The sequence below is a fragment of the Parasphingopyxis sp. CP4 genome, assembly GCF_013378055.1.
Taxonomy (GTDB): Bacteria; Pseudomonadota; Alphaproteobacteria; order Sphingomonadales; family Sphingomonadaceae; genus Parasphingopyxis.
The window spans coordinates 563,568-584,001 of record NZ_CP051130.1 but is presented as its reverse complement, the minus strand read 5'-3'; the positions used below and the strand labels follow the sequence as shown (position 1 = coordinate 584,001).

General features: G+C 54.5%; 24 protein-coding genes. 11 read left to right on the top strand and 13 right to left on the bottom strand.

The genetic code is table 11. The features are described from left to right. Positions 1-14: 14 nt before the first annotated feature. Positions 15-4,106, bottom strand: a complete 4,092-nt coding sequence (locus tag HFP51_RS02920; RefSeq protein ID WP_176874290.1) for an RHS repeat domain-containing protein — start codon at positions 4,104-4,106, stop codon at positions 15-17. 302 nt (positions 4,107-4,408) lie between these two features. Here HFP51_RS02920 and HFP51_RS02915 point away from each other — a divergent pair, with 302 nt between their 5' ends. Next, on the top strand, positions 4,409-4,693 hold the full coding sequence (locus tag HFP51_RS02915; RefSeq protein ID WP_218135321.1) for an RHS repeat domain-containing protein: 285 nt from the start codon (positions 4,409-4,411) through the stop codon (positions 4,691-4,693). A gap of 68 nt (positions 4,694-4,761) precedes the next feature. Then, positions 4,762-5,172, top strand: coding sequence for a hypothetical protein (locus HFP51_RS02910; RefSeq protein ID WP_176874289.1), 411 nt, complete (start codon positions 4,762-4,764; stop codon positions 5,170-5,172). A gap of 98 nt (positions 5,173-5,270) precedes the next feature. Here HFP51_RS02910 and HFP51_RS02905 read toward each other — a convergent pair whose 3' ends face one another. Beyond that, positions 5,271-5,891: a tyrosine-type recombinase/integrase gene (locus tag HFP51_RS02905; protein WP_176874288.1), complete on the bottom strand. Its 621-nt coding sequence runs from the start codon at positions 5,889-5,891 to the stop codon at positions 5,271-5,273. Between the two features lie 350 nt (positions 5,892-6,241). Between HFP51_RS02905 and HFP51_RS02900 the strand changes: the two genes are divergently transcribed. Both HFP51_RS02900 and HFP51_RS02895 read left to right on the top strand, forming a co-directional pair. Continuing rightward, complete coding sequence (locus tag HFP51_RS02900) at positions 6,242-6,601, top strand: hypothetical protein (RefSeq protein WP_176874287.1); 360 nt, start codon at positions 6,242-6,244, stop codon at positions 6,599-6,601. A 282-nt stretch (positions 6,602-6,883) separates the two neighbouring features. Beyond that, positions 6,884-7,303: a hypothetical protein gene (locus tag HFP51_RS02895; protein WP_176874286.1), complete on the top strand. Its 420-nt coding sequence runs from the start codon at positions 6,884-6,886 to the stop codon at positions 7,301-7,303. Between the two features lie 28 nt (positions 7,304-7,331). Here the strand turns inward: HFP51_RS02895 and HFP51_RS02890 are convergent, their stop codons facing one another. Next, positions 7,332-7,817, bottom strand: coding sequence for a hypothetical protein (locus tag HFP51_RS02890; RefSeq protein WP_176874285.1), 486 nt, complete (start codon positions 7,815-7,817; stop codon positions 7,332-7,334). A gap of 91 nt (positions 7,818-7,908) precedes the next feature. Then, positions 7,909-8,319, bottom strand: a complete 411-nt coding sequence (locus HFP51_RS02885; protein ID WP_176874284.1) for a hypothetical protein — start codon at positions 8,317-8,319, stop codon at positions 7,909-7,911. 150 nt (positions 8,320-8,469) lie between these two features. On the opposite strand from HFP51_RS02885, the gene HFP51_RS02880 reads away from it, so the two are divergent. Both HFP51_RS02880 and HFP51_RS02875 read left to right on the top strand, forming a co-directional pair. After that, positions 8,470-8,889 (top strand): hypothetical protein, encoded by a 420-nt coding sequence (locus HFP51_RS02880; protein WP_176874283.1) that lies wholly within the window; start codon positions 8,470-8,472, stop codon positions 8,887-8,889. Between the two features lie 170 nt (positions 8,890-9,059). After that, positions 9,060-9,500 (top strand): DUF4265 domain-containing protein, encoded by a 441-nt coding sequence (locus HFP51_RS02875; RefSeq protein WP_176874282.1) that lies wholly within the window; start codon positions 9,060-9,062, stop codon positions 9,498-9,500. Positions 9,501-11,147: 1,647 nt separating this feature from the next. Here the strand turns inward: HFP51_RS02875 and HFP51_RS02870 are convergent. The 3 genes from HFP51_RS02870 to HFP51_RS02860 all read right to left on the bottom strand — a co-directional run bounded on the left by HFP51_RS02870 (position 11,148) and on the right by HFP51_RS02860 (position 13,097). Next, positions 11,148-11,357: an AlpA family transcriptional regulator gene (locus HFP51_RS02870; RefSeq protein ID WP_176874281.1), complete on the bottom strand. Its 210-nt coding sequence runs from the start codon at positions 11,355-11,357 to the stop codon at positions 11,148-11,150. Positions 11,358-11,446: 89 nt separating this feature from the next. Next, the gene (locus HFP51_RS02865) at positions 11,447-11,905 is read right to left on the bottom strand and encodes a hypothetical protein (protein WP_176874280.1); all 459 of its coding nucleotides are present in this window, start codon (positions 11,903-11,905) and stop codon (positions 11,447-11,449) included. Further along, on the bottom strand, positions 11,898-13,097 hold the full coding sequence (locus HFP51_RS02860; RefSeq protein ID WP_176874279.1) for a site-specific integrase: 1,200 nt from the start codon (positions 13,095-13,097) through the stop codon (positions 11,898-11,900). Before HFP51_RS02860 ends, HFP51_RS02865 begins: the two co-directional genes overlap by 8 nt. Positions 13,098-13,745: 648 nt before the next feature. Between HFP51_RS02860 and HFP51_RS02855 the strand changes: the two genes are divergently transcribed. Both HFP51_RS02855 and HFP51_RS02850 read left to right on the top strand, forming a co-directional pair. Continuing rightward, positions 13,746-14,282: a hypothetical protein gene (locus HFP51_RS02855; RefSeq protein ID WP_176874278.1), complete on the top strand. Its 537-nt coding sequence runs from the start codon at positions 13,746-13,748 to the stop codon at positions 14,280-14,282. Between the two features lie 9 nt (positions 14,283-14,291). Then, positions 14,292-14,714 (top strand): two pore domain potassium channel family protein, encoded by a 423-nt coding sequence (locus HFP51_RS02850; protein WP_176874277.1) that lies wholly within the window; start codon positions 14,292-14,294, stop codon positions 14,712-14,714. 61 nt (positions 14,715-14,775) lie between these two features. On the opposite strand, the gene HFP51_RS02845 is transcribed toward HFP51_RS02850, so the two are convergent. Continuing rightward, on the bottom strand, positions 14,776-15,549 hold the full coding sequence (locus HFP51_RS02845) for a sulfite exporter TauE/SafE family protein (protein ID WP_176874276.1): 774 nt from the start codon (positions 15,547-15,549) through the stop codon (positions 14,776-14,778). A gap of 117 nt (positions 15,550-15,666) precedes the next feature. Here HFP51_RS02845 and HFP51_RS02840 point away from each other — a divergent pair, with 117 nt between their 5' ends. Further along, positions 15,667-16,638, top strand: a complete 972-nt coding sequence (locus HFP51_RS02840) for a nitronate monooxygenase family protein (RefSeq protein ID WP_176874275.1) — start codon at positions 15,667-15,669, stop codon at positions 16,636-16,638. Here HFP51_RS02840 and HFP51_RS02835 read toward each other — a convergent pair. Then, positions 16,635-17,102, bottom strand: a complete 468-nt coding sequence (locus tag HFP51_RS02835; protein WP_176874274.1) for a DUF1465 family protein — start codon at positions 17,100-17,102, stop codon at positions 16,635-16,637. The two genes, HFP51_RS02840 and HFP51_RS02835, sit on opposite strands and share 4 nt — an antisense overlap. A 245-nt stretch (positions 17,103-17,347) precedes the next feature. On the opposite strand from HFP51_RS02835, the gene HFP51_RS02830 reads away from it, so the two are divergent. Next, the gene (locus HFP51_RS02830; protein ID WP_176874273.1) at positions 17,348-17,824 is read left to right on the top strand and encodes an Hsp20 family protein; all 477 of its coding nucleotides are present in this window, start codon (positions 17,348-17,350) and stop codon (positions 17,822-17,824) included. 75 nt (positions 17,825-17,899) lie between these two features. On the opposite strand, the gene HFP51_RS02825 is transcribed toward HFP51_RS02830, so the two are convergent. Further along, entirely contained in the window at positions 17,900-18,097 is a 198-nt protein-coding gene (locus HFP51_RS02825) for a YdcH family protein (protein WP_176876506.1), read from the bottom strand. 128 nt (positions 18,098-18,225) lie between these two features. On the opposite strand from HFP51_RS02825, the gene HFP51_RS02820 reads away from it, so the two are divergent. Next, the gene (locus HFP51_RS02820) at positions 18,226-18,381 is read left to right on the top strand and encodes a YdcH family protein (RefSeq protein ID WP_176874272.1); all 156 of its coding nucleotides are present in this window, start codon (positions 18,226-18,228) and stop codon (positions 18,379-18,381) included. A gap of 17 nt (positions 18,382-18,398) precedes the next feature. Here the strand turns inward: HFP51_RS02820 and dksA are convergent, their stop codons facing one another. The 3 genes from dksA to HFP51_RS02805 form a co-directional block, all read right to left on the bottom strand. Then, positions 18,399-18,812, bottom strand: a complete 414-nt coding sequence (dksA, locus tag HFP51_RS02815) for an RNA polymerase-binding protein DksA (RefSeq protein ID WP_370462931.1) — start codon at positions 18,810-18,812, stop codon at positions 18,399-18,401. 659 nt (positions 18,813-19,471) lie between these two features. Further along, entirely contained in the window at positions 19,472-19,735 is a 264-nt protein-coding gene (locus HFP51_RS02810; protein WP_176874270.1) for a hypothetical protein, read from the bottom strand. Between the two features lie 165 nt (positions 19,736-19,900). After that, positions 19,901-20,248: a hypothetical protein gene (locus HFP51_RS02805; protein WP_176874269.1), complete on the bottom strand. Its 348-nt coding sequence runs from the start codon at positions 20,246-20,248 to the stop codon at positions 19,901-19,903. Positions 20,249-20,434 lie beyond the last annotated feature (186 nt).

Genomic DNA, 20,434 nt, shown 5'->3' with positions numbered 1-20,434 from the left:
TCGATCACGCGGATCTACCTTCTTATTCTGGTCATTTGAATCCCCATAATTCTCCTATGCCGTATGTTCCCAAAATTTATCGGGCCACGAAGAAGACCTCGAGTCCGTCCGGCTGCGCGTATGATGTTACTTTCAGTTGTCGATAGCAACGCGTCCATTCCGGGAGATGGGTTTGCAATCTCGTTCATGGCTCCGATCACGCCTGAATGTAGTTCGCTATTAGTTGCTTGGAGGGAATCCAGGCGATCCTGAATGAAAGCTTGCTCATCGTTCACAAGGCGACTGTCCAACTCAACTCCACGTTCCGCTATTTCCCCGGAGGCTATCCGATCAAACTGAACCTCATTGAAGAGAGCTATTTCGCCGCTAAGGTCATTCAATGCACCCGCCTCTTCTTCACTTAATCCTGCCATCGTCCGACCTCCTGGAAGATCTATGTTGGCGAGACTGCTTGTCATATCAGCCACAGCACCGAAGTACGTCGTACCATATTCTTCACTGGCTACCGCATCCAACTCATTGTACCGTTCTGATCGTTCACAATACTCAGAATCCTGGCCAATGCATATTGTACCAGTCGGATCGCTCCCATTCACCGGATCATTCCCAACATAGGCATACATATTCATCCCATCCTCATATCCAATCGGATCGGTCTGCATGAACCGACCGATATGCGGGGCGTACATGCGAGCCTTGTACTGGTAGAGACTAAACTGCGGGAGCCAGACCTGCCCTGTATATTGGAACCGGTTAAGATTATCGGGATCAGGCACGCCCCATGTGTCATAGGTGTTGATGGTGAGAACAGTGCCGCTGTTGGCCGTCACTGCGATGATGCTACCCCGTTCATCGCTATGTAAGAACCGGCGATCTGTCACACCCGACCCCTCATACCAGACCATCGGATCGTCGACGCCAGCGCCATGAACATAGCGCCGTAACAGCGCCCCACCGCTGGTGGCATATTCAGCGACCAGCTCGTCGCCGTCATAGAGGTACGTCGTCGCCGTCTCGCCACCGCCAGCACTGGTCAGCATTCGCCCCAGGCCATCATAGGTCAGCGTGCCCGAGACCGTGCCCGTGGCGCTGGTCAGGCGGTTCTCGGCATCATAGGCGAAGGTTGAGCTGCCGCTCGATCCGGTGACTGAGCCCGGATCGCCTGTCAGGTTGCCATTGTTGTCATAGCTGACCGTAGAGCCTGCAATATCGCTATACTGGTTGAGAGTGTTCGGCGCATAGCTTTGCGTCAGATCAACCGTCAGCGCCCACACATAGTCATTGTTAGACACGGTGCGCGTCGCAATCTGGGAAGCCGGATTATAGGTGAAGCTATTTGCGACCATATTGACATGGTCGAGCTCAGACAGCCGCGATAATGGGCCATAGCTGTAATCCGTCACGCGCCCGTTGGACCGTGTGAGCTGCGTCATCCGGCCAAGGCCATCATAGTCATAATCGACAAGCGTCGGCCCGCCTTGCTCTCGTATCGCCGTCAGCTGGGCCGCTGGAGACCAGTCATACCGAATGTCAAAATTGTCGGGGTAGAGAAGACGCGTGCGACGACCGGCGATGTCATACGTGTAGGAGAGAGTGCGTCCGTCCTGCGTACTTTCGTCACGCCGCCCGAGACCGTCATAGTCATAGCTGATAGTGGAAACGCCGGTGCGCGCTATCTGTGTCTCACGACCCAGTCCATCATATGTGTACGTGACGGTTGGGTCGCTGGTGGAGTAGCTGGCGGAGGTCCGTCGGCTCGCATTGTCATACGCATAAGTGATGACCTGTGCGCCACGGCGCCGGAAGGTGCTGACCAGACTGCGGCTATTATATGTGAGTTGCTCATAGCTTGCATCCGGGAACGTCGCGCGGTCGAGCCGGTCGTAGGGATCATAGGTGTAGCTCGTACGGTTGCCGTTCCCATCTTCGCGCCAGGCCACCTGGCCATTGTCCGTATAGCCGATCTCGATCAGCGTGATGCCTGCATTACCTGTCCCCATCGCGCCAAAGCCGCCGACGGTTTCGGTGATCCGGCCGAGCACATCGTAGGTGTTGCGCGTAATGCGATCCGGACCTTGTGTGCCTTGGGTATCTAGCGTGCACGCAGAGGTCGGTAGCGTGGCGAACTCGGCAGGGTTCATCCGGACGGCGCTGCAATCAAGCTGGTTACGCGCATCGTAACTGAACTGACTTACCGAATAGGTCGTCCCGCCTTCGGATGCGTCTGTTTGCGTGCGAAGGCGGCGCGTATTGTAGCTATGGGTGAGCGTCTGGCTAACATCGAGCGTCGTATCGGTCGGACTGCTCACCGTGCCTGACTGGACGGTCAGCGGTTGATCGTCGGCATCGCGATAGCTGGTCGTTGTTGCGGCGCGCTCGGTACCGGCATCCCCGACCGGCGCGATCTCCCAGGTCCGGCGGTTGACTGCGTCGTAGCGATAATAGGCGGTGTCGTCGGTACCTGTTAGCGGTCCGTCCTCCGATAGGAGATTACCGTCAGTGTCATAGGTGTATGTGGTGACAGCAGTGAGGGTGCCAGCGCCATTTGTGCGTGTCACCGTTTCCGGGAGGTTGGTGCTGGCCCAGTACGTGTAGTTGGTGATCTGGGTCGTTGTTGAATTAGGACACGTAACTGTCGCAATCACCGCACTGGAGGCGACCCCGCATATCCGTTCGCTCGACAAGCGGGTGATACCGCCAGAGGTCGCGTATAAGCGATGGGTCAAACGACGCAGATTGTTGGCACCGGCGGGTTCGAGCATCTTTTCCATGCCACCATGCACGGCCCAGATATAGTCGGTCCAGTTGCCGTCGGCATCGCGTGTCCGGTAGGGTAGATAGCATCTCACATCGACACATCTATTGTCGTTTAGGATACCGGACCCAGGCGGCAATGGCGGCGTATTGAACTCGGCGAGCTGGATCAGATCCGGATCTGTCGGATAGGTGGTCGGCCGATCGCGCCGGGTGATGATATTGCCGAAATCGTCATACTCGACCTCCACACCATTACCGCGTGGATAGGTAATTCCTGTGAGCCGTCGATAGCCATCATAGCCGTAACTGGTGGTTTCATTGAGCCCGTTGACAACGCTTGTTGTAACCGTCGCAAGGGTTGGATTGGCCACAACCTCGTTATTGACCGTCCGCTGATAATTGTTGGGGCCGGTTAGGACGACCTGGGTGAGATCACAGCTCAGCCCGTTGCATTTGCCCATCCCGCTGCTTTCGGTCGCGGTATAGGTCCAGGTGACGCCGTCGCTAACGACTTGTCCAACGCGCGGCGCCGTGGCACCCGAAGCCTGGGTGGCGACAAAGCTGTCCGTAGTCATGTCCGGCAATCGCATCGTCACCGAACTGACAAAGTTCGGCAAGTCCATCCCGTCCGAACAACAGCTCCATTCTCGATTTGCGAGATCGGTGATCGTCCCGCCTGACCCATAGACATGTTCTGCCAGCGTGACCGTTCCGCCGGTCTCATAGATCGCTGCTCGCGCCAATGTGCTCCATTGAGCCTGGCCGGGCGTGCCCGATTGATAGGTGAACCGCATTTCATAGCCGAGATTACTGACAATCGTGGTCGGCCGCGTGTAGGTTGTGCCGCCGGATTGGCCCTGCTGATAGGTGAAAGTGAGGGTTTCGCCATTCGGATAAGTGATCGTGGTGCCATAAAAGCTATAGAAGCGCGCCGACGTGCCAAGCGTCATATTCCCCAAAAGGCCATAGACGACCCGGACACCGCTACGGCCCTGCAGATAGTTATAGCCGCCAGCGCCGCCGGTCATTGTCGATCCGTTCCACGCATTCGGCCAGCACAGTTCCTGAAGACATTGGAAGCCTTCGGAAGTTCCATCGCCTGTATTGACCTGCGCACTTCCGGTTGAAAACTCGTCGATGGGCACGGTGCTGGTCATCACCGGAATTGTCATTTGCAGCCGCTGTAGCCTGAGATTGGGCGCGCCGGGAACTGAAAGTGTCGGGACGGGTCGTGCTACATTGGCCCTGATCATATCCACGCCATTGGCGTCGGGTTCAATATTGAGTGGATCGATCAGCTGGGCCGAGACCGGGACGGAAAAGCAGAGCAGGACGGCAAGCCAAATCATTGAGGCTGCGCTGCGGCACGAAGACGTGAAGCTTACCACTATTGGGTCTCCCATGATGTAACCGTGAGACAAATCGCTCCTGGTCACCGTCAAACCTCAGAACACAGATGGGACCTCAACAGCTGCGACGACTTATTAGAGAACCTATCGCAGAGGACCCTCCGCCTACCAGTGGGAGAATGACCCAATTTGGATGTATTCTATTGTTGATTCAATACGCTGCATCTAGCTTTGAGGTTCGAACGTAGATCGCGCAGTTTGCGTACACAGGCCGTTGTCGACGGTCGGACCGGAGAAGCCATTTGATTAGATTGTTGAGTGCTTTGGGAGTGTCGGCATCCTTTGTGCTGCCGGTATCAATGGTGTCGGCGCAAGTGACGACAAGCTACACATATGATGCGCTCGGGCGGGTTGTTGAGGTTGATGACGCGGCCGGGACTCGGATCCTGAATGAGACAGAGATAACTTATGATGACGCCGGTAATCGCACAAACTTTGAAGCTGATGCGATTGCGCCAATTCCGAGCTCAGTACGATATTGGCTGATCCCCGTTTCTGGCGGCGGAATGGTAGTTATCACCGAATAGAAGATAGAACCTCTGCGCCGATAGCATCTGGCCAGAGAATTTTTTGTTGGACGCTTGAGGAGGCAGGAATGTCATTTATTCGAACCAGTAGTTCTGTAAACAAGGCCCTGCTTGGCGCAGCTGCTTTAGCAACTTGTATAGTTGCGGCCTCGCCATCTCAGGCGACACGCTGTGATGGGTTGATCACGGACATTCGGGTTCTAAATGATCCCACAGCTGGAGACTTCGGAGCCGTCCACATTGAGTTTGGCTATGGCTACATCGAACTGTGCAATCTTGACCAAGATCTAACCTATGGCGGCGCGACCTACACACCGGAGACGTGCCAACGGATTTACGCGCAAGCACTGACAGCGATGGGAACTGACAACGAACTCAGGATAAACTTCCCCGGTACCAGCGATCTGTGCACCACGATATTGACCAACAACAGTACTCCAACCGTAAGAGGCAACTGGTTCTATATCAGTCAGCCGTGATGCGGTTACTGGTAGAGGAATGTAGCGGTGCTCACGCGAATGTCCGCTTTCGGCCAGAAGCGGACGAAGCGCCGCTCATTGCGGCGCTACGCCACGGGCTAGATGTCGACAGCTTCAGCGAGCTCTAACGCATCTTCAATGTCGACTCCAAGATAACGAACCGTACTCTCAATCTTCGAGTGACCCAGAAGCATTTGTACGGCTCTGAGATTGCCTGTCTGCTTGTAGATGATTGAGGCCTTTGTTCGCCGTAATGAGTGGGTGCCGTAATCGGCAGCTTTCAAACCGATTGCACTCACCCACCGATTGACCAACCGGGCATACTGACGAGTTCCCAAATGTCGGTTCCTTTTCACACGGCTGGGAAACACAAAATCGTCGGGCCGAACAGGGCGATCGGCGAACCAGGAATTGAGGGCGGAGCGAGTTGGCTTTGTGATCTCAAACTGAACCGGTCGCCCAGTCTTCTGTTGTACGACAGTTGCCCGATTTCGAATTTGGAAGCCGTTGCGCAACTCGCAAACTCGGATCTTGACCAAGTCGCAGCCTCTGAGCTTACTGTCGACCGCTAGGTTGAACAGCGCCCGATCCCGCAATCTTCCTTGTTGATCGAGCAAAAATCGAATTGCCCAAACTTCTTTTCGTTTGAGCGGGCGTTTCGCACCTAACTGGCGTCCGGCATTCCATGAACTAGGCGCCCCAACTTTGTAGTCTGACATAATCAACCTCCAATCTGACTGTGATGGTCAGGCTGAAGTTATGAGATCTGGTTAGGGTGCAAAGTCCGCTTTTGGCCGAAAGCGGACATTGGGATGGGTACGCTTGCGGTGCGCCCCGTCGACTGGTGAAAGGGCCGCAACGCCATCGATCTCAGTCCCCTCTTCTTGTCAGAATTTGCGACAATTATTCGTACCAAACGTTCGCGGTGCCGGTATTCCGGCAGTACCGTATGCCTTTCTATACAGTTTTCAGAAATCACCTTATGGTAAACTGATGTAGAACCACTCGCTTCTTCTGGCCGGTGAATTGCCGTTTCTAGCGGTAAATGCTCAGTTTTTCGGAGCTACTTATGAAACTACTCTCGATCATAATGAGTGTTTCGGTTTTGTCAGCGTGTATGGCGCTGGCGGCGCCAGATATGTTCGCCGATGCAAGTCTCGAGGAACAGCAGTCGTCGAACACTATCCTCAGCGGGTATGTGTCGGTTGGCCAAGAAACATCAGGTATATACCCTCGACCGAGCTGGGAGCTCATTCAAGGCGAGGAATGCGTCTATCTCAGTCAGGAAACGATCGAACGTTTCAACCTCACACAAGGCGACTATGTTACATTGATCGGCCAGGTCAGTAGAACTCAGTGTGACGAGCCTAACGTCATCTGCTTCAACGTTTGTCAAAAATTCGCCATCGAAGTTCAGGGCGTACGATAGGCATTTTCGATTTCGACTATGCCTATATCCGCGGCTTCACATCCAGTCTTGTGTTAGAAAGCCATGGGACTAGTAGCATAATCCTCTTCGGTCGGGGGCCAAGATAGTCACCAGTCCTGTCGGTCAGCCTCTCGCACGCGCTAATTCTCAACCGATCCAGGACGAAAATCTACGCGCGCCGGTTTTGCCTAGCTCACTGACCTGTGTTGAATGTCCGCAATGGGTGGTTAGCGGACGTCTGTTGTCAGCGGCAGCTGAAATTGATCTATACAAGCTGTTGATATGGGCATTGGACCGAAATCAGTCGTGTTTGCAATTTTTGCGGCGTCAATGGTTGCCGGTTGCCAGATTTCACCGACGATAAAGTCTGCAAGCATCACGCAGACAGATTCCGATACCCATCAGGTCACATTTTTGGTTGAGCAGGAAGATGCCTCGCGGATCAGCCGTGGTGAATATTACTTCTCTTTTGTGGTGATCGATTGCGAGGATCACTCCAACCCCTATCCGGTTGAGCCCTTTGTGAATGGGCGACGTGCATCAGAGTTTGGCTACTCCAATCCCGAAAGAGATATTCTGTTCACCGGCACTATCCCGGCGCACATAGTATCGGAGTATCGCGAACTATGCGGGTCAATCAGCGGCGGATCATATTTATTTGGCCGAGTAGATTCTGAAATCATGCAGATCTCGCGCGAATGACTGTTATGGGTGGAAAGCGGTCGTAGTTCTAGTTTGTTTTCCGACATCGCCCCCAACGGACCGAGAGGTGTGTGTCTTCGCCACCCATGTACTCAAATCCGGTGTGATAAAAACTTAAACTACCGTCGCGATTTGAGTGCATTGTTCGCTGCAGGGTAAAAAATGCAGGATCTTCGGTGGCGTGAAACAAGGCTCCGTCACCGAGATAGGTGCTGTGCAATATACTATTGTTTGTGTGCCACTGCTGAGGGACGCGGTCCTCGCCATCATACTCAATTTCAAACGCTCGATACTGTTGGGCGCCATCAGTGTCACCCGTGATCCGCATTCTAAATCGGCTTGGCAGCTCGTTGTCGACGAAAGCCTCAGGAGGATCCGCATCTTCAAAATGGAAACTCGCAATTCCAGCTCTTGCTGAGATTGTGCATAGATACTCGCCAACGATCTCGTTCTGAGAAAGTACTGGTTCAGCACCGGCGACAAGTAGAACCATAGCGCCAACGAAAGCTTTCAACCTCACCTCCTAGCTATGCACATCGAACAAGGACTCAGTTACACAATCGCCGTGAATGGCAGATGACCGCAATGGGTGGAAAGCAGACAGCTCACCAATCAAAATCAGCCAAGCGTGCATCGTGGGATCTGACATAGTTGAGAGGATAGGCTCTCTGGACATTCGAAGAATTGGCATCATCCAGATACAAAACCCAGCGATCGCCCCTCACCGGTAATTCTGCCTGCCCGCAGCCAGTGCTGCTAAGGGTCACATTGAAATGATAAACGAAATCACCTGATAAACCGGCATTGGATTGGCTGAGTTGCGCGGTCAGCTGCCATGTATTCCAGCCGGGTGTGTCGACACCTTCCGCAAACGTGATCGACGCCAAAACGATCACCGGGTACTCGACCAAACGCTCTCCATTAGGAACCTGCATCCGACAGGCTAATGCTCCGGTCGATGTCGAGACACTGGTTCCCAGGGCAACAAGGAAGATCATGAACTTGAAACGTTTCATGCGCACAACACTACAGATCAACCGTTTGACGAACAATTGTTCCGGCAACAGAAACAGCTAATCGGAACACAACATTCAATATCCGCAATGGGTGGAAAGCGGACGTCTGTTGTCAGCGGCAGCTGAAATTGATCTATACAAGCTGTTGATATGGGCATTGAACCGAAATCAGTCGTGTTTGCATTTTTTGCGGCATCAATGGTTGCCGGTTGCCAGATTTCACCGACGATAAAGTCTGCAAACATCACTCAGACAGATTCCGCTACTCATCAGGTCACATTTTTGGTTGAGCAGGAAGATGCCTCGCGGATCAGCCGTGGTGAATATTACTTCTCTTTTGTGGTGATCGATTGCGAGGATCACTCCAACCCCTATCCGGTTGAGCCCTTTGTGAATGGGCGACGTGCATCAGAGTTTGGCTACTCCAATCCCGAAAGAGATGTTCTGTTCACCGGCACTATCCCGGCGCACATAGTATCGGAGTATCGCGAACTATGCGGGTCAATCAGCGGCGGATCATATTTGTTTGGCCGAGTAGATTCTGAAATCACGCAGATCTCGCGCGAATGACTGTTATGGGTGGAAAGCGGACGTTTCGCTTCTGGCCGAAAGCGGACGTTCACGATCAGTTTCTAATCTTGAACCGCAGCCTTCACCGTTTGGCCAGGCGGGTATGCCTTTGAGCCGATAGGATGACAGTCATTGAGATAAATCGAGCCGACCGTTAGATCGATAATAACATGTCAAAATTCATCTTCGATCTGCCCATTTCGGGCGACTGGCCGCCAGTAAACGCGGAAAGTCTTTGGCTAACGCGAACGGAATTGGGGTACGTTCTGGAGAGCATCCCATTTTTCATAGAAGGGGTGGCGTTCGGCGACATCTTGGAGATTGATGTTAGGACGGATACTCAGGCAGAGTTGATTTCTGTGGTTCAGCCTTCAGGCAACAGTACAATCTGGCTTTATATTCGTAAGGGCGTGAACCAGACAAGGCTGCTCAAAAAGCTTAGCAATCTAAACATTGGGTCAGAGAGCGGTGGAATAGAGGGATACATCGCTATCAATCTACCCGCGAAAATCGAGTATGGAAACTTCATGGATGTAGTTGGTGAGCTGTTAGAAACTGGACTAGCGGAGATAGCGCACGGTGTCCTTAGAAATGATACTGAAATTGACTGACAGCGGATTCAGGCAAAGGCTTTGCCAACAAGCGATCATACCCGCGCAATACGCTAATAAGGGTTATGAAAAGCTGGTGGATGATCGGTACAGGGAACAAACTCGATGAGACTTGGCAAGTTTGCGAAATGGGCCGAAATTCTCACGTGGGGATGGATGCTTGTGATGTTACTCGGCGTTACTATCGCCGTGATCTGGGCCGTTTACGACCTCGGGTCGTGAGCTTCCGATACCTCGTTGCAACAGCATCAACAAATGTCCGCAACGGGTGGTTAGCGGACCTTGCAATCCAATGCCGAAACTAGAATGCCATCCACAAATGAAAACGTCATCCTTTGCGCCAACACCGGATCGCTTGTCGAAGTAGAACCGTGGTTGCACAGGCGCACTCCACCGGTGCAAGAGCAAACGGGCCCGGTAGCTAGTGATTTCCCGAGGAGCAGGCGTGTTTGAATTTTTGAAGAACTTTGCCTTCATTATCAAGGTGAGCAATCTGATTCAGAGTGTAGCGGAGGGACAAGATACTTCATCAAAAGAGAAGTTTGATCAACTGAACGAGAACATCTCATCGATAAGAGATGATAACCCAATGATCATGGATTTCTATTTGATTGGCCTTTTTCTATATTCCGAACCGTATATGAGCAGAGGCAAGTGCAGAAAGCTCTTTTTACAGTACATGAGGCATACAAAGAACCCACGACATTACAATTCTGATGAAGTTAAATTCATGAATCGGTATGCTCTAGTTTGTTTGAACAAATCACGTTGCGGAAGTGAACATTCTATACTGAGAAGAATTTCAGATTCTCTGATATGGGACGATAAGAATGTGAAGAAAATTCGAAAACAACGATTCACAGTTCGTTGAGTCAATAGCTACCAAGCTTATCTTCGGTTGGCTCTGCGGCACCATCTATTAATCAACAAATCGAAAATTCGCCCAACGTCCGCAATGGGCGCAAAGCAGACTAAAAAAAAGTTTTTCAAAAATTTCGCGTCGGGAAAATTGGTGTTGACCCACCGGCTTTCGCAAAATCATCTGTGAACTTTTGACCTACCCCCCCTGCCTCAGAGAGCGCGATCCAGACCCCTGGGAATGTCACTGGACCTTAGTGCCGTCCTTTTGATGAATCGCTTTCCTGACCCAACCTGAGGTCGTCTCGACGGTATTCCCTTGATGAGAAAACATCCCGATCCCTGAACTGTGTTGTTTTTCCTCTATTTGGGAGGGTTGGGAGGATCATTTCTATGATTGGGAGGATAAATGGGAGAGTCTTATATAATAATGTCAACTGCTTAGCTTATTATGGGAGGAATGGGAGCTTAATCGGGGTCTACTGTGTGTAATGCATGCGCGCGCGCGCTATGAATGCTGGCCCGAAAAAAGCTCCCAAAGCTCCCAAACCCTCCCAACGCCGCACTCAGCGCGAGATAGCGAAGAACAGTCATCCTCCCAGATTTCGCGAAATGGGAGGGTTATCCTCCCAAACCACCAAAATCGCCGCCAGCTTCGACCTCAAATGCGACAGCCTCGCATTGCGGACCGGCGTTTCTGAAACATGCGGGTTCAACATCGTGCCGACCCAAATCAGTCAGACCGAATAGCTTTTCTCAATCAAGACCCCGCCGGGCAATGAAATTATTTTACTGCTGGCTCAGATCAAGTCTTTCGACCAGCCAATCCTCGATCTCATTGCCGAGCCAAACGACCGTGCCGCCATTTGGCGTAAGCTGGCGCCGTTGCGGAAATTGTCCGCTATCCATCAGCCGATATATTGTTGTTCGCGAAAGCCCAGTGTGCTGACACACATCGCCGATCCGCATCAGCCGTGGCGTTTCGGTATGTCCTGGCATGACCGCCTCCTTCTGCTTGGGACGGTTTGCTATTCTATGCATGTTCCTGGAGCAGGCTACAAAAAAGCGCCCCTCGAAAATCCGCTAGTTTAACGGGGGTTTTGCTCTCTCATCTCTCGCCAACGCCGTGCAATCTTATCAACCGTCGCCCGGCTGACTCTGTATTTCTTGGTAACAGCGCACATGGCCGATTCATATCCATCTCGCTCCTTGAGCCGCTCGAACTCGCTGGTCGCTCGATGCTCGTTATTCACCTGGAGCAGAGTCTTACGAGGACGACCGCGCCGTCTGGAAATCGTTGTTTTCAGAACTGACTCGCCATCTTCTTTCAGTGATTCACCAAAAGCGTAAAGGACCATCTTCAAGTTACCTATCTCTCTCTTGGCCTCTACAATATGATCGTCCTCAATTGCCCGGTAAATCGTGTTCAAGCGCATATGTGCGGTCCGAAGATAGTCGATGGCAAACTCTTTGGGTTCGTCCCACGTGAGCGCATAAAATGCCAACCATTCGGCGCCGGTCTTCGGATTCCTAATGGATTCAACCATTTCCATCCTCCTCTTGGTGAAACAGATTGGAACAATATTCGGCCCACAACTCGAGCGCCGCTCTCTTCTCCGTCAGAAAGTCGTGGCGCTGATAAACGCCTACGATTCCGCCTCTTGAGCCGCTGACGTGATTGAGCACCGCCTCTGTGACTTCCAGTCGTACACCGAGCTTTTGCAGACCTGTCGCCACAGTCCTTCTGATGTCATGCAAAGTCCAATGATCAACGTCACCAACAGCCGTCTCGACCGACTCTCGTGCTCGTCGTACGGCCTTCGATATTCCAGATGCGCTGGAAGCCAAATTTCCTTTGGCAGGAAACAGCTTCCCTGAACTGTCTGACCGAGGCACCTCATCGACTACTTCCATGGCCGCCCCGCTCAGCGGCACTAGGTGAGCGGCTCCGTTCTTGGCGCGTGGTGCCGGAATGGTCCAAAGCCGCTCTTCAAGATCGAACTCGTTACAATCCGCATCAAACACCTCACCGCGACGTTGGCCGGTCAGAACCATCAGCTTCAGTGCACCGCGCCATGGCATTGGCTCGCGCTCGGCATGCCGCCAGAGCGCTACTAGCTCTTCGTCCGAAAGTACGCGCGTACGAGACGCCGGCTTGGGAGGCCGTCCTGCATCTCGACAGGGGTTGGCCGGCAAGCGATCGAGACGCGGCATCGCCCAGCTATAAAATGAAGACAGCTGAGCGTGAATTGCGCGAGCCATTGTCGGAGCTGACCGGGCCTTTAGATCAATCAGCCGCGTGATGTCGCTCCGGGTCACCGTATCAGCGACCCGTTCTCCAATCTCGGGAAGGATCTCTCGAATGAATACGCGTTCGATCTCTGAAAACGAACGTAAGTGAGATTTGGATTCAGCATAGCCAGGCCAAAGCTGCGCTATCGTTTGTGGACCAGTCCGCCCTTTCGTTGTCGCGACATGCTTTCCAGCTTCGAGATCGGAGAGGATCGCCCTCGCCCTTCGCCGCGCTTCGGCAAGTGAAAGTCGGGGGCCATACCTACCGATGGTCTTGTTCACCCATTTACCGTTCGCACGCTTTCGAACGATGAATGATTTACTGCCCGATTTGCCGACCCGTAGCCGAAGACCAGGCACGGTTGCATCACGAATTTCAATCTGACCTGTGACTGGTGACTTTGTTCCTTTTATCTTGGGATCCGTCAGCTGAACCGGTGCATTCATGTGCAGCATCTCGCGCGCTCGATGTGGCGCTACCTAGGTAGCATTTCGTGTGAGACAGGTTGGTTGAATCCGATACAGGCCGCAACAAATAGACCGTCATTCGTTGGGGATAAAAATTCTTCTAGGCACTTAATATATAGCAATTTAATGACAGTTTGGTACTAGCTGCTACGAGCTGAAACGTATCGCGATAGATTAGAGGCCTAGGCAGGAATTTCTCTCTTAATCAGCGGGTCCCAGGTTCGAGCCCTGGTGCGTCCACCAACTATCCTCGCCTTTTCTTCGGGTTTGAAAACGCCGCTAGCCGCAATTGCGCGGAGCTGCACCTGTTGCGGTGATCGACAGCCGGATTCCGGCGGCGAACTGGGGTACAGGAGCTTAACCGCCACCTGTCCTCCACACCCTCCCCCATGATATGATCCCAGCGCCGCCCCTGCTGGCTCGTTGACCATGATGGTATCGCCGCCGCCAGACCGCGTCCTATTGGACACAATCTCCCCCGCCCCTGTGTCCAATAGGACGCAGCTTTTGCCGGGCTGGGGTCGACCTGTGTCAACCAGTGTCAACTTGACGGAGGATTTGGGGTCATGGGCGGGGGCTGGCGATCTGGCGACTATTGGGTATGTTGCGATTTTTCGGGGGATTATCATGCGGGTTCGGCATTTTGCGGCTTCGGTATTGGCGATGGGGTGTGCGGTATCGCTTACCCCGCCTGCGCTGGCGCAGGACGGCGGCGGGCCATCTGCAGAGGAGATTGGCGAGGCCGCGGGCGAAGTGGTGCTCACCCCGCTCAGCGACCTCAACCTGCGACCCGAACGCGTGCCAGCAATCCTGCTGGAGATCGACTCGCCCTATCAGCCGATTTCGCCACGCCGATGTTCCACGATCGGTGCGGAAGTGACCGCGCTGACCGCCGCGCTTGGCCCCGATGCCGACCAGGTGCAGCCAGATCGTGATGAGACGCTTGAGCGAGTCCAGAGCGGCGCCTCGTCAATCGTTGGCGGCCTCATCCCGTTCCGCGGCGTGGTACGGCAACTGTCTGGCGCGCGGGACCGTGAGCGACGGCTGTTGGAGCTGCATGTCCGCGGGGTTGCGCGGCGCGCTTATCTGAAGGGTCTGGCGACGGCACTGGGATGTCGGCCGCCTGCGGCGCCCCAGCCCTTTGTCGCACCAGATAATGAATAGGACGCACCGATGTTTGCCCAGATCATAATCGGTTCGGCGCTGATCGTCGTGACTGTGATTATCGAAGCCGCCTTTATCGGCATGGCAATCGCTGTGCTGAACCGTCATGGCCCCAACCTGCTCAAGGGCCATCGGATCATCAAGATGACCGTCTTCATTACAGGGATCACATTATGGATGGTCGCCGCGCTCAGCATTGCCGTGTGGCTCTGGGCGGTGACGTTCATCGTGTTGGAGCTGTTCGCGCTCCCCGAAGATGCGCTCTATTTTGCAGCGGTATCCTTCACGACGCTGGGCTTTGGCGATGTGCTGCTGGAGAAGCCGTGGCGGCTTCTCTCGGGTTTTTCCGCCGCGAACGGCTTGATCCTGTTCAGCTTGACCACGGCCTTTCTGTTCGAGGCCTTTGGGCGCTTGCAGGTTCACCAGAAATAGCGCGTCTGCGGCCCGCCGATGCGCGGATTAGCCGGGCCAAGGTGATTGCATATCTTTTTTTTCAGCCGATGAGGCCATACCAGCTCCATAGCAAGCGGCCTGCCACATAGAGGATAAGCAATGCCGTCAACCGTTTAACCAGGAGCGGCGGAATGTGCAGGCTGCCAAGGCGCGAGCCGATCTGGCCGCCGATCAGCACAGCCGGGAAGACCAGCCAATAGGCGCTGACCAGGTCGATCGCATTGGCAATGCCATAGTCTGCTTCCAGCTTCATTGCCTGACCCGCGAGACCGGCGATCGAGTTGACGAGGATGAAGATGCTGGCTGTCCCCGCGATCTCGCGCGGGCCGCCCCATCGCAACAGATAGAGCACGGGCGCGAGGAATATCCCGCCGCCGATGCCGACCATACCGGAAAGGAAGCCGATGCCACCGCCGATCCCATAGCTGACAGGCCGGGCCACGGTGCGTTGCTGTGCCCCCTCGTCGGTTGCTCCGCGCTCGAATATCAATTGAACGCCGGCAATGAGGAGCGAAAAGCCCAACAGACCTATAAAGACCGTTTCGGAGACCATCAGGCGGCCGCCCAGCCAAGCAGCGGGCACCGAGACCAGGATCCAAGGCAGGATGCGGGCAAGTCGAATATGGCCAGATCGCCAGAACCGCCAGCTGCCGCCGGCAACAACGATGATGTTGCAGAGCAAGGCAATGGTCGGGAGGACACGATAGTCGGTGCCATTGAGCACCAGCAATGCGTTATAGGTAGATCCACCGCCGAAACCGACAGCGGCATAGAGCAGAGCAGTCAGCGCAAAGAAGAATGCGAGAAGCGGCATGCCAAACCACTAGCCGTTTTCCGGTTCGGGCAAAATCTGAAATCGCTCCGACCATCCAATTCTCGCTGCACCAAAGTCCATGCTGGACAGGACAATACGTTTCGCTAAGAAACCGAAATGACTTTACCAAGCCCCCTCTTCGATACGTTGCGCCTGCCGCTAGTCGGCGCTCCCTTGTTTATTATCTCCGGTCCGGAACTGGTTATCGCCCAGTGCAAGGCTGGCATTGTCGGATCTTTTCCCGCGCTCAATGCGCGGCCGCAAACGATGCTGGATGAGTGGCTTCACCAGATTACCGAAGAGCTGGCCGCGCATAATCGGGACAATCCCGATCGTCCGGCAGCTCCCTTCGCGGTCAACCAGATCGTGCACAAGTCGAATAACCGGCTCGAAGAAGATCTCGCAACCTGCGAAAAATGGCAGGTGCCGATCACCATCACGTCTCTCGGCGCTCGTGTTGAGCTAAACGACGCCGTCCATAATTGGGGTGGCATCACGCTGCACGACATCATCAATGATCGGTTTGCGCGCAAGGCGGTCGAAAAAGGGGCCGACGGCATTATCGCTGTGGCAGCTGGTGCCGGTGGCCATGCCGGAACGATTTCGCCATTCGCGCTGGTCTCGGAAATTCGCGAATGGTTTGATGGGCCGTTGCTGCTTTCGGGTTCGATGGCAACTGGCAATGCGGTGCTCGGCGCTCAAGCGATGGGCGCAGATCTTGCTTATATCGGATCGGCATTTATCGCGACTGAAGAGGCCAATGCAGTCGATGGCTATAAGCAAGGTGTGGTCGAAGGCCGTGCCGCAGATATTGTCTATTCCGACCTCTTTACGGGTGTGAAAGGCAATTATCTGCGCCAGTCGATCGAGAAAGCCGGCCTCGATCCCGACGATCTCCCCGAGGGTGACTATAAGACCATGAACTTCGGCTCTGGCGGAAATACCGAGAAAAAGGCCTGGAAAGACATTTGGGGTGCCGGACAAGGTGTTGGCGGTGTCGCGAAGGTCGAAAGCATTGCCGATCGGGTTGATCGGATCGAAGCCGAATATCGCGCCGCCAAGGAAAGCCTGCTCGAGCGCCTCTACTAGAAGGCGCGCTCCAACCGACCCAAAAGACTGCGCGCTGGACTTGCGCTCGGCTCTTCGGGAGGCACAAGCAGATCTTGTTCCAGCTTGCGAACGCGTTTGTACAGATCTTCGCTGGCAGCAACCAATCGTTGCGCATCTTCGGGAAGATCAGCAACAGTGCTCGCGTCGCTCGCGGCCGTGATACCCAATCGACGATCCGGCTCGCGTGCCATTTCAGCATTGATCTCTCCGGCAGCCTCGCCGCGCCACGTTAGAAGCCAGGCAATCACATGCATCAGTCGGGTGGTCACTTTTAGCGATTCCACCGCATAACCTACGCGCTGTGATGGCGGCAGATGATCGCGCGCTTCAACACCATGGTCCTCGAAATAGGCGCGTGCTTCGTCGGCCATCACCATGGCTTCAACATAGAGCGCATCTACCAGTTTTCGCGTTAAGCCGGCCTGCGGCACAATTGTCGTCATACAACCCCCAAACCACCTTTCTCGCATATCATTGCGATTCGCCAAAATAATAAAAGGGTGAGCGCAGCTGGTTAACGCCAATTGTCCCGTTCTTGGCCGCTCCTCACCTCTTGAAAACTCGCCGTCAATTACCATCTCTATTCCGTCTGGCAGGCCGCCTTTTTGGGGCCGATTCAGACAGGTTGCGCGGGCGCTCCGCGGGCCAAATATACTCACAAATCGCTTAAATAAAAGGATTTTTGATCATGCGTAGTTTTGATTTTACTCCCCTCCTCCGCTCATCTGTCGGATTCGAGAATTTGAACCGGCTGGTTGACGCTGCAACCCGTGGCGAAGGCAATTCCTATCCGCCGTACAATATCGAAAAACTGGGCGACGACGCCTATCGAATTTCAATGGCAGTTGCCGGCTTTGCTGAAGATGAGCTCGACGTCACGGTGCATGAAAACGTCCTGATCATCAGTGGCCAAGTTGCAGAACGCGACGACGACGAAGCCCGCGAATTCCTGCATCGCGGAATCGGCACGCGTGCTTTCGAACGCCGCTTTGAACTTGCCGACACCATCAAGGTAACCGGTGCGGATTATGCGCATGGACTGCTCAACATCGAGCTGGCCCGCGAAATCCCCGAAGAGAAGAAGCCACGCAAGATCGCCATCGGTGACACCGGCGCACCTAAGACGATTGACGCGCACAATGATGATGGTCGCGAAGCCGCATAGGCACTCGCGCATTCTCAGATTGGAGGGTCGGCCTGCTATTCCGGGCCGGCCCTTTTTTATGGGATTGGATCTGGCTTAGGCGATTATGTCAGGCAACAGCCGATCTTCGACCTCAGCAATCTCGTCTTTGAGGCGCAGTTTCCGCTTCTTTAGCCGCGCCAATTGCAGCTGATCTTTGGCCGGCGCCTCCAGCAACGCATCGATCGCGCCATCGAGATCGCGATGCTCGGATTTCAGAGCCGCTAGTTTCACCCTCAGTATCGCGTCTTCCATAGGAAAAGGCGATGTCATCAACGGCTTATAGTTGCAAGACCACTGTCCATCTCGTGCGCGAATTTTTGGGGCAGACAAGCCCACCTATTATAGGTTAGCTTCGGATTCCAAAAATAGAGGAGAGAGCGATGGATAATGCTCATGAGACCGCCCTTGAAGCCAAACATGCGGGCCTCGACGCGAAGATAAGCGCGGAACTGCAACGCCCCTCACCCGACCAGATTAAAATCGCGGACCTCAAAAAGCAGAAGCTGAAGATAAAAGAGCAGCTCGTCACTCATTAGCGACTGGCACTAAGCTCTTATTCGTCGCGTGTTATCCGCTCGCGGCGCTCATGGCGCTCCTGGGCCTCGACGGTCATTGTTGCAATCGGCCGCGCATCCAGCCTGGCCAGTGAAATCGGTTCGCCGGTCACGACGCAATATCCAAACTCACCATTGTCGAGGCGCTGCAGCGCCGCATCAATCTTGTTGACGAGTTTGCGCTGGCGATCCCGGCGGCGCAATTCGATAGACCAATCGGTTTCGCTCGACGCGCGATCGGTCGCGTCGGGTTCACGGATTGATTCCTCACGTAGCTGTTCGCGCGTTCCATCGACATCCTTCAGGATGCTGACTTTCCAATCTTGCAGTTTTTGCCGGAAATAACCTTGGTGCGACTCTCCCATAAAAGGAGCATCATCGTCGAGTTTCACTGCACTTTTCGGGGGCGACATTGAGTCGCTGGATGGCGGCGAGCCTTTCCCGGCGCTGTTCTTATCCGATGAACGAACCGCTGTTGCCATCTGATATTCCCTCAAAAGTGGTACGACATCCATCACTTGCAGCGCCGGAACTTATTCGAATCATAGCGTGATCCGTCGTTCCGCCATGGCGCGGGCCTATACTCACCCAACTCAGCGCATACAAGCGACGAATCGCATGCTCGCGACGAATGTCGATATCGCCGGCCACCGATATGACCGTGGTGCACCATCGATTTTCGAGCATTTTTAGAATGAAACTGTCTCTCAATGGGGCATTAACCATGACAGTTGAGAGGTGAGGCTTGGAAATCTCATGTTAACCATTGAAAACATGGTTAACGATATTGTGATCATGCCTTCCTTGTTGCCTTGTGCATCTGCCGATCACCGGATTGGGGCTGGAAATCAGCAAAGTTCGATGGGGCGAACAACAAGGAAGAAACGCCAATGTCTGTTAGAATGGCTCTTGCAAAATTATGTGCCTGTACAGCCGGGGGGGCTATCGTAGGCGGTGGTGCGGTCCATGTGTCCGAAGCACCCGCCGGTGGTCCCGCTGAAGTGCGGGTTACTCAACCGCGCGTTGCAGCACGCACTATTGGAAACAGACCGCGTGTTCATCGGAAGACGCGTCAGGTTCGTCCTGTACGGCATACCTGTGCGCCCTCGCCGACCGTGGTTACTGTCACCAACCAGATCGCGACTCCGGCACCGATTATTCCGCCGGCACCCGTCCCAATCATCGGTGAGCTTCCGTCATTCGGTGGCGGTGGGGCTCCTGCCGTAATTGGCGGTGGCGGATTCTTTGGCGGCGGCGGCGGCTTCTTCGGCGGCTTCGCCGGTAGCAGCTCAACCGGCGGCGGCGGCTTCTTCGTCCGCGAAGGCGATATCGTCATCAAAAACGAGAATAACGGCTCAACCTCTTCAGGCGGTTCTTCGAGCTCATCGTCCAGTTCGTCGAGCTCAAGCTCGTCCAGTTCAAGCTCCAGCTCAGGATCTAGCTCTTCGAGCAGCAGCGGCGGTCGCAGCTCGAACGGTGGTCATCCCGGAAGCACCGGCGGCTATGGCAGCTCGGGTGGTTCAGGCGGTTCCGGTGGATCGGGTAGCTCCGGTAGCTCAGGTAGCTCAGGTAGCTCTGGCAGCTCTGGCAGCTCTGGCAGCTCTGGCGGCTCTGGCGGCTCTGGCGGCTCTGGCGGTTCGTCGAGCAGCTCATCCAGTGGTTCGTCAAGTTCCTCGAGCAGCTCGTCTAGCTCTGGCGGCACGTCATCGTCGACGTCTTCGGGGGCAACTGGCGGATCAAGTAGCTTCGGCAGCACTGGCTCGTCTGGCAGCAGCTCCAGTTCCAGTTCGAGCTCAAGTTCCAGTTCGAGCTCGAGTTCCTCGTCTTCCTCCTCGTCGAGTGGCGGCACCTCTTCGACCGGTGGAACCGAAGTGCCTGCTCCGGCAATGCCACTGTTATTTGGGGCCGGTGTGGTTGCTATTGCAGCACGTCGGCGCTGGAAGAAGAAGAAACAGACAGACTAGTTTCTTCTTCCTCCAGCGGGCAGTAAACGGCGCAGTTCCCCCCTTTGAACTGCGCCGTTTTTCAATGAGGG

Bases quoted from the DNA above. Each gene is read 5' to 3' on its own strand.
- HFP51_RS02850 (WP_176874277.1), top strand. From the start codon at position 14,292: ATGTTTGCCCAGATCATAATCGGTTCGGCGCTGATCGTCGTGACTGTG.
- HFP51_RS02810 (WP_176874270.1), bottom strand. From the start codon at position 19,735: ATGACGATATCGCCTTCGCGGACGAAGAAGCCGCCGCCGCCGGTTGAG.
- HFP51_RS02870 (WP_176874281.1), bottom strand. From the start codon at position 11,357: ATGCCAGGACATACCGAAACGCCACGGCTGATGCGGATCGGCGATGTG.
- HFP51_RS02855 (WP_176874278.1), top strand. From the start codon at position 13,746: ATGCGGGTTCGGCATTTTGCGGCTTCGGTATTGGCGATGGGGTGTGCG.
- HFP51_RS02910 (WP_176874289.1), top strand. From the start codon at position 4,762: ATGTCATTTATTCGAACCAGTAGTTCTGTAAACAAGGCCCTGCTTGGC.
- HFP51_RS02875 (WP_176874282.1), top strand. From the start codon at position 9,060: ATGTCAAAATTCATCTTCGATCTGCCCATTTCGGGCGACTGGCCGCCA.
- HFP51_RS02845 (WP_176874276.1), bottom strand. From the start codon at position 15,549: ATGCCGCTTCTCGCATTCTTCTTTGCGCTGACTGCTCTGCTCTATGCC.
- HFP51_RS02865 (WP_176874280.1), bottom strand. From the start codon at position 11,905: ATGGTTGAATCCATTAGGAATCCGAAGACCGGCGCCGAATGGTTGGCA.
- HFP51_RS02835 (WP_176874274.1), bottom strand. From the start codon at position 17,102: ATGACGACAATTGTGCCGCAGGCCGGCTTAACGCGAAAACTGGTAGAT.
- HFP51_RS02920 (WP_176874290.1), bottom strand. From the start codon at position 4,106: ATGATTTGGCTTGCCGTCCTGCTCTGCTTTTCCGTCCCGGTCTCGGCC.
- HFP51_RS02900 (WP_176874287.1), top strand. From the start codon at position 6,242: ATGAAACTACTCTCGATCATAATGAGTGTTTCGGTTTTGTCAGCGTGT.
- HFP51_RS02905 (WP_176874288.1), bottom strand. From the start codon at position 5,891: ATGTCAGACTACAAAGTTGGGGCGCCTAGTTCATGGAATGCCGGACGC.
- HFP51_RS02825 (WP_176876506.1), bottom strand. From the start codon at position 18,097: ATGGAAGACGCGATACTGAGGGTGAAACTAGCGGCTCTGAAATCCGAG.
- HFP51_RS02880 (WP_176874283.1), top strand. From the start codon at position 8,470: ATGGGCATTGAACCGAAATCAGTCGTGTTTGCATTTTTTGCGGCATCA.
- dksA (WP_370462931.1), bottom strand. From the start codon at position 18,812: ATGTCGCCCCCGAAAAGTGCAGTGAAACTCGACGATGATGCTCCTTTT.
- HFP51_RS02860 (WP_176874279.1), bottom strand. From the start codon at position 13,097: ATGAATGCACCGGTTCAGCTGACGGATCCCAAGATAAAAGGAACAAAG.
- HFP51_RS02895 (WP_176874286.1), top strand. From the start codon at position 6,884: ATGGGCATTGGACCGAAATCAGTCGTGTTTGCAATTTTTGCGGCGTCA.
- HFP51_RS02885 (WP_176874284.1), bottom strand. From the start codon at position 8,319: ATGAAACGTTTCAAGTTCATGATCTTCCTTGTTGCCCTGGGAACCAGT.
- HFP51_RS02820 (WP_176874272.1), top strand. From the start codon at position 18,226: ATGGATAATGCTCATGAGACCGCCCTTGAAGCCAAACATGCGGGCCTC.
- HFP51_RS02830 (WP_176874273.1), top strand. From the start codon at position 17,348: ATGCGTAGTTTTGATTTTACTCCCCTCCTCCGCTCATCTGTCGGATTC.
- HFP51_RS02840 (WP_176874275.1), top strand. From the start codon at position 15,667: ATGACTTTACCAAGCCCCCTCTTCGATACGTTGCGCCTGCCGCTAGTC.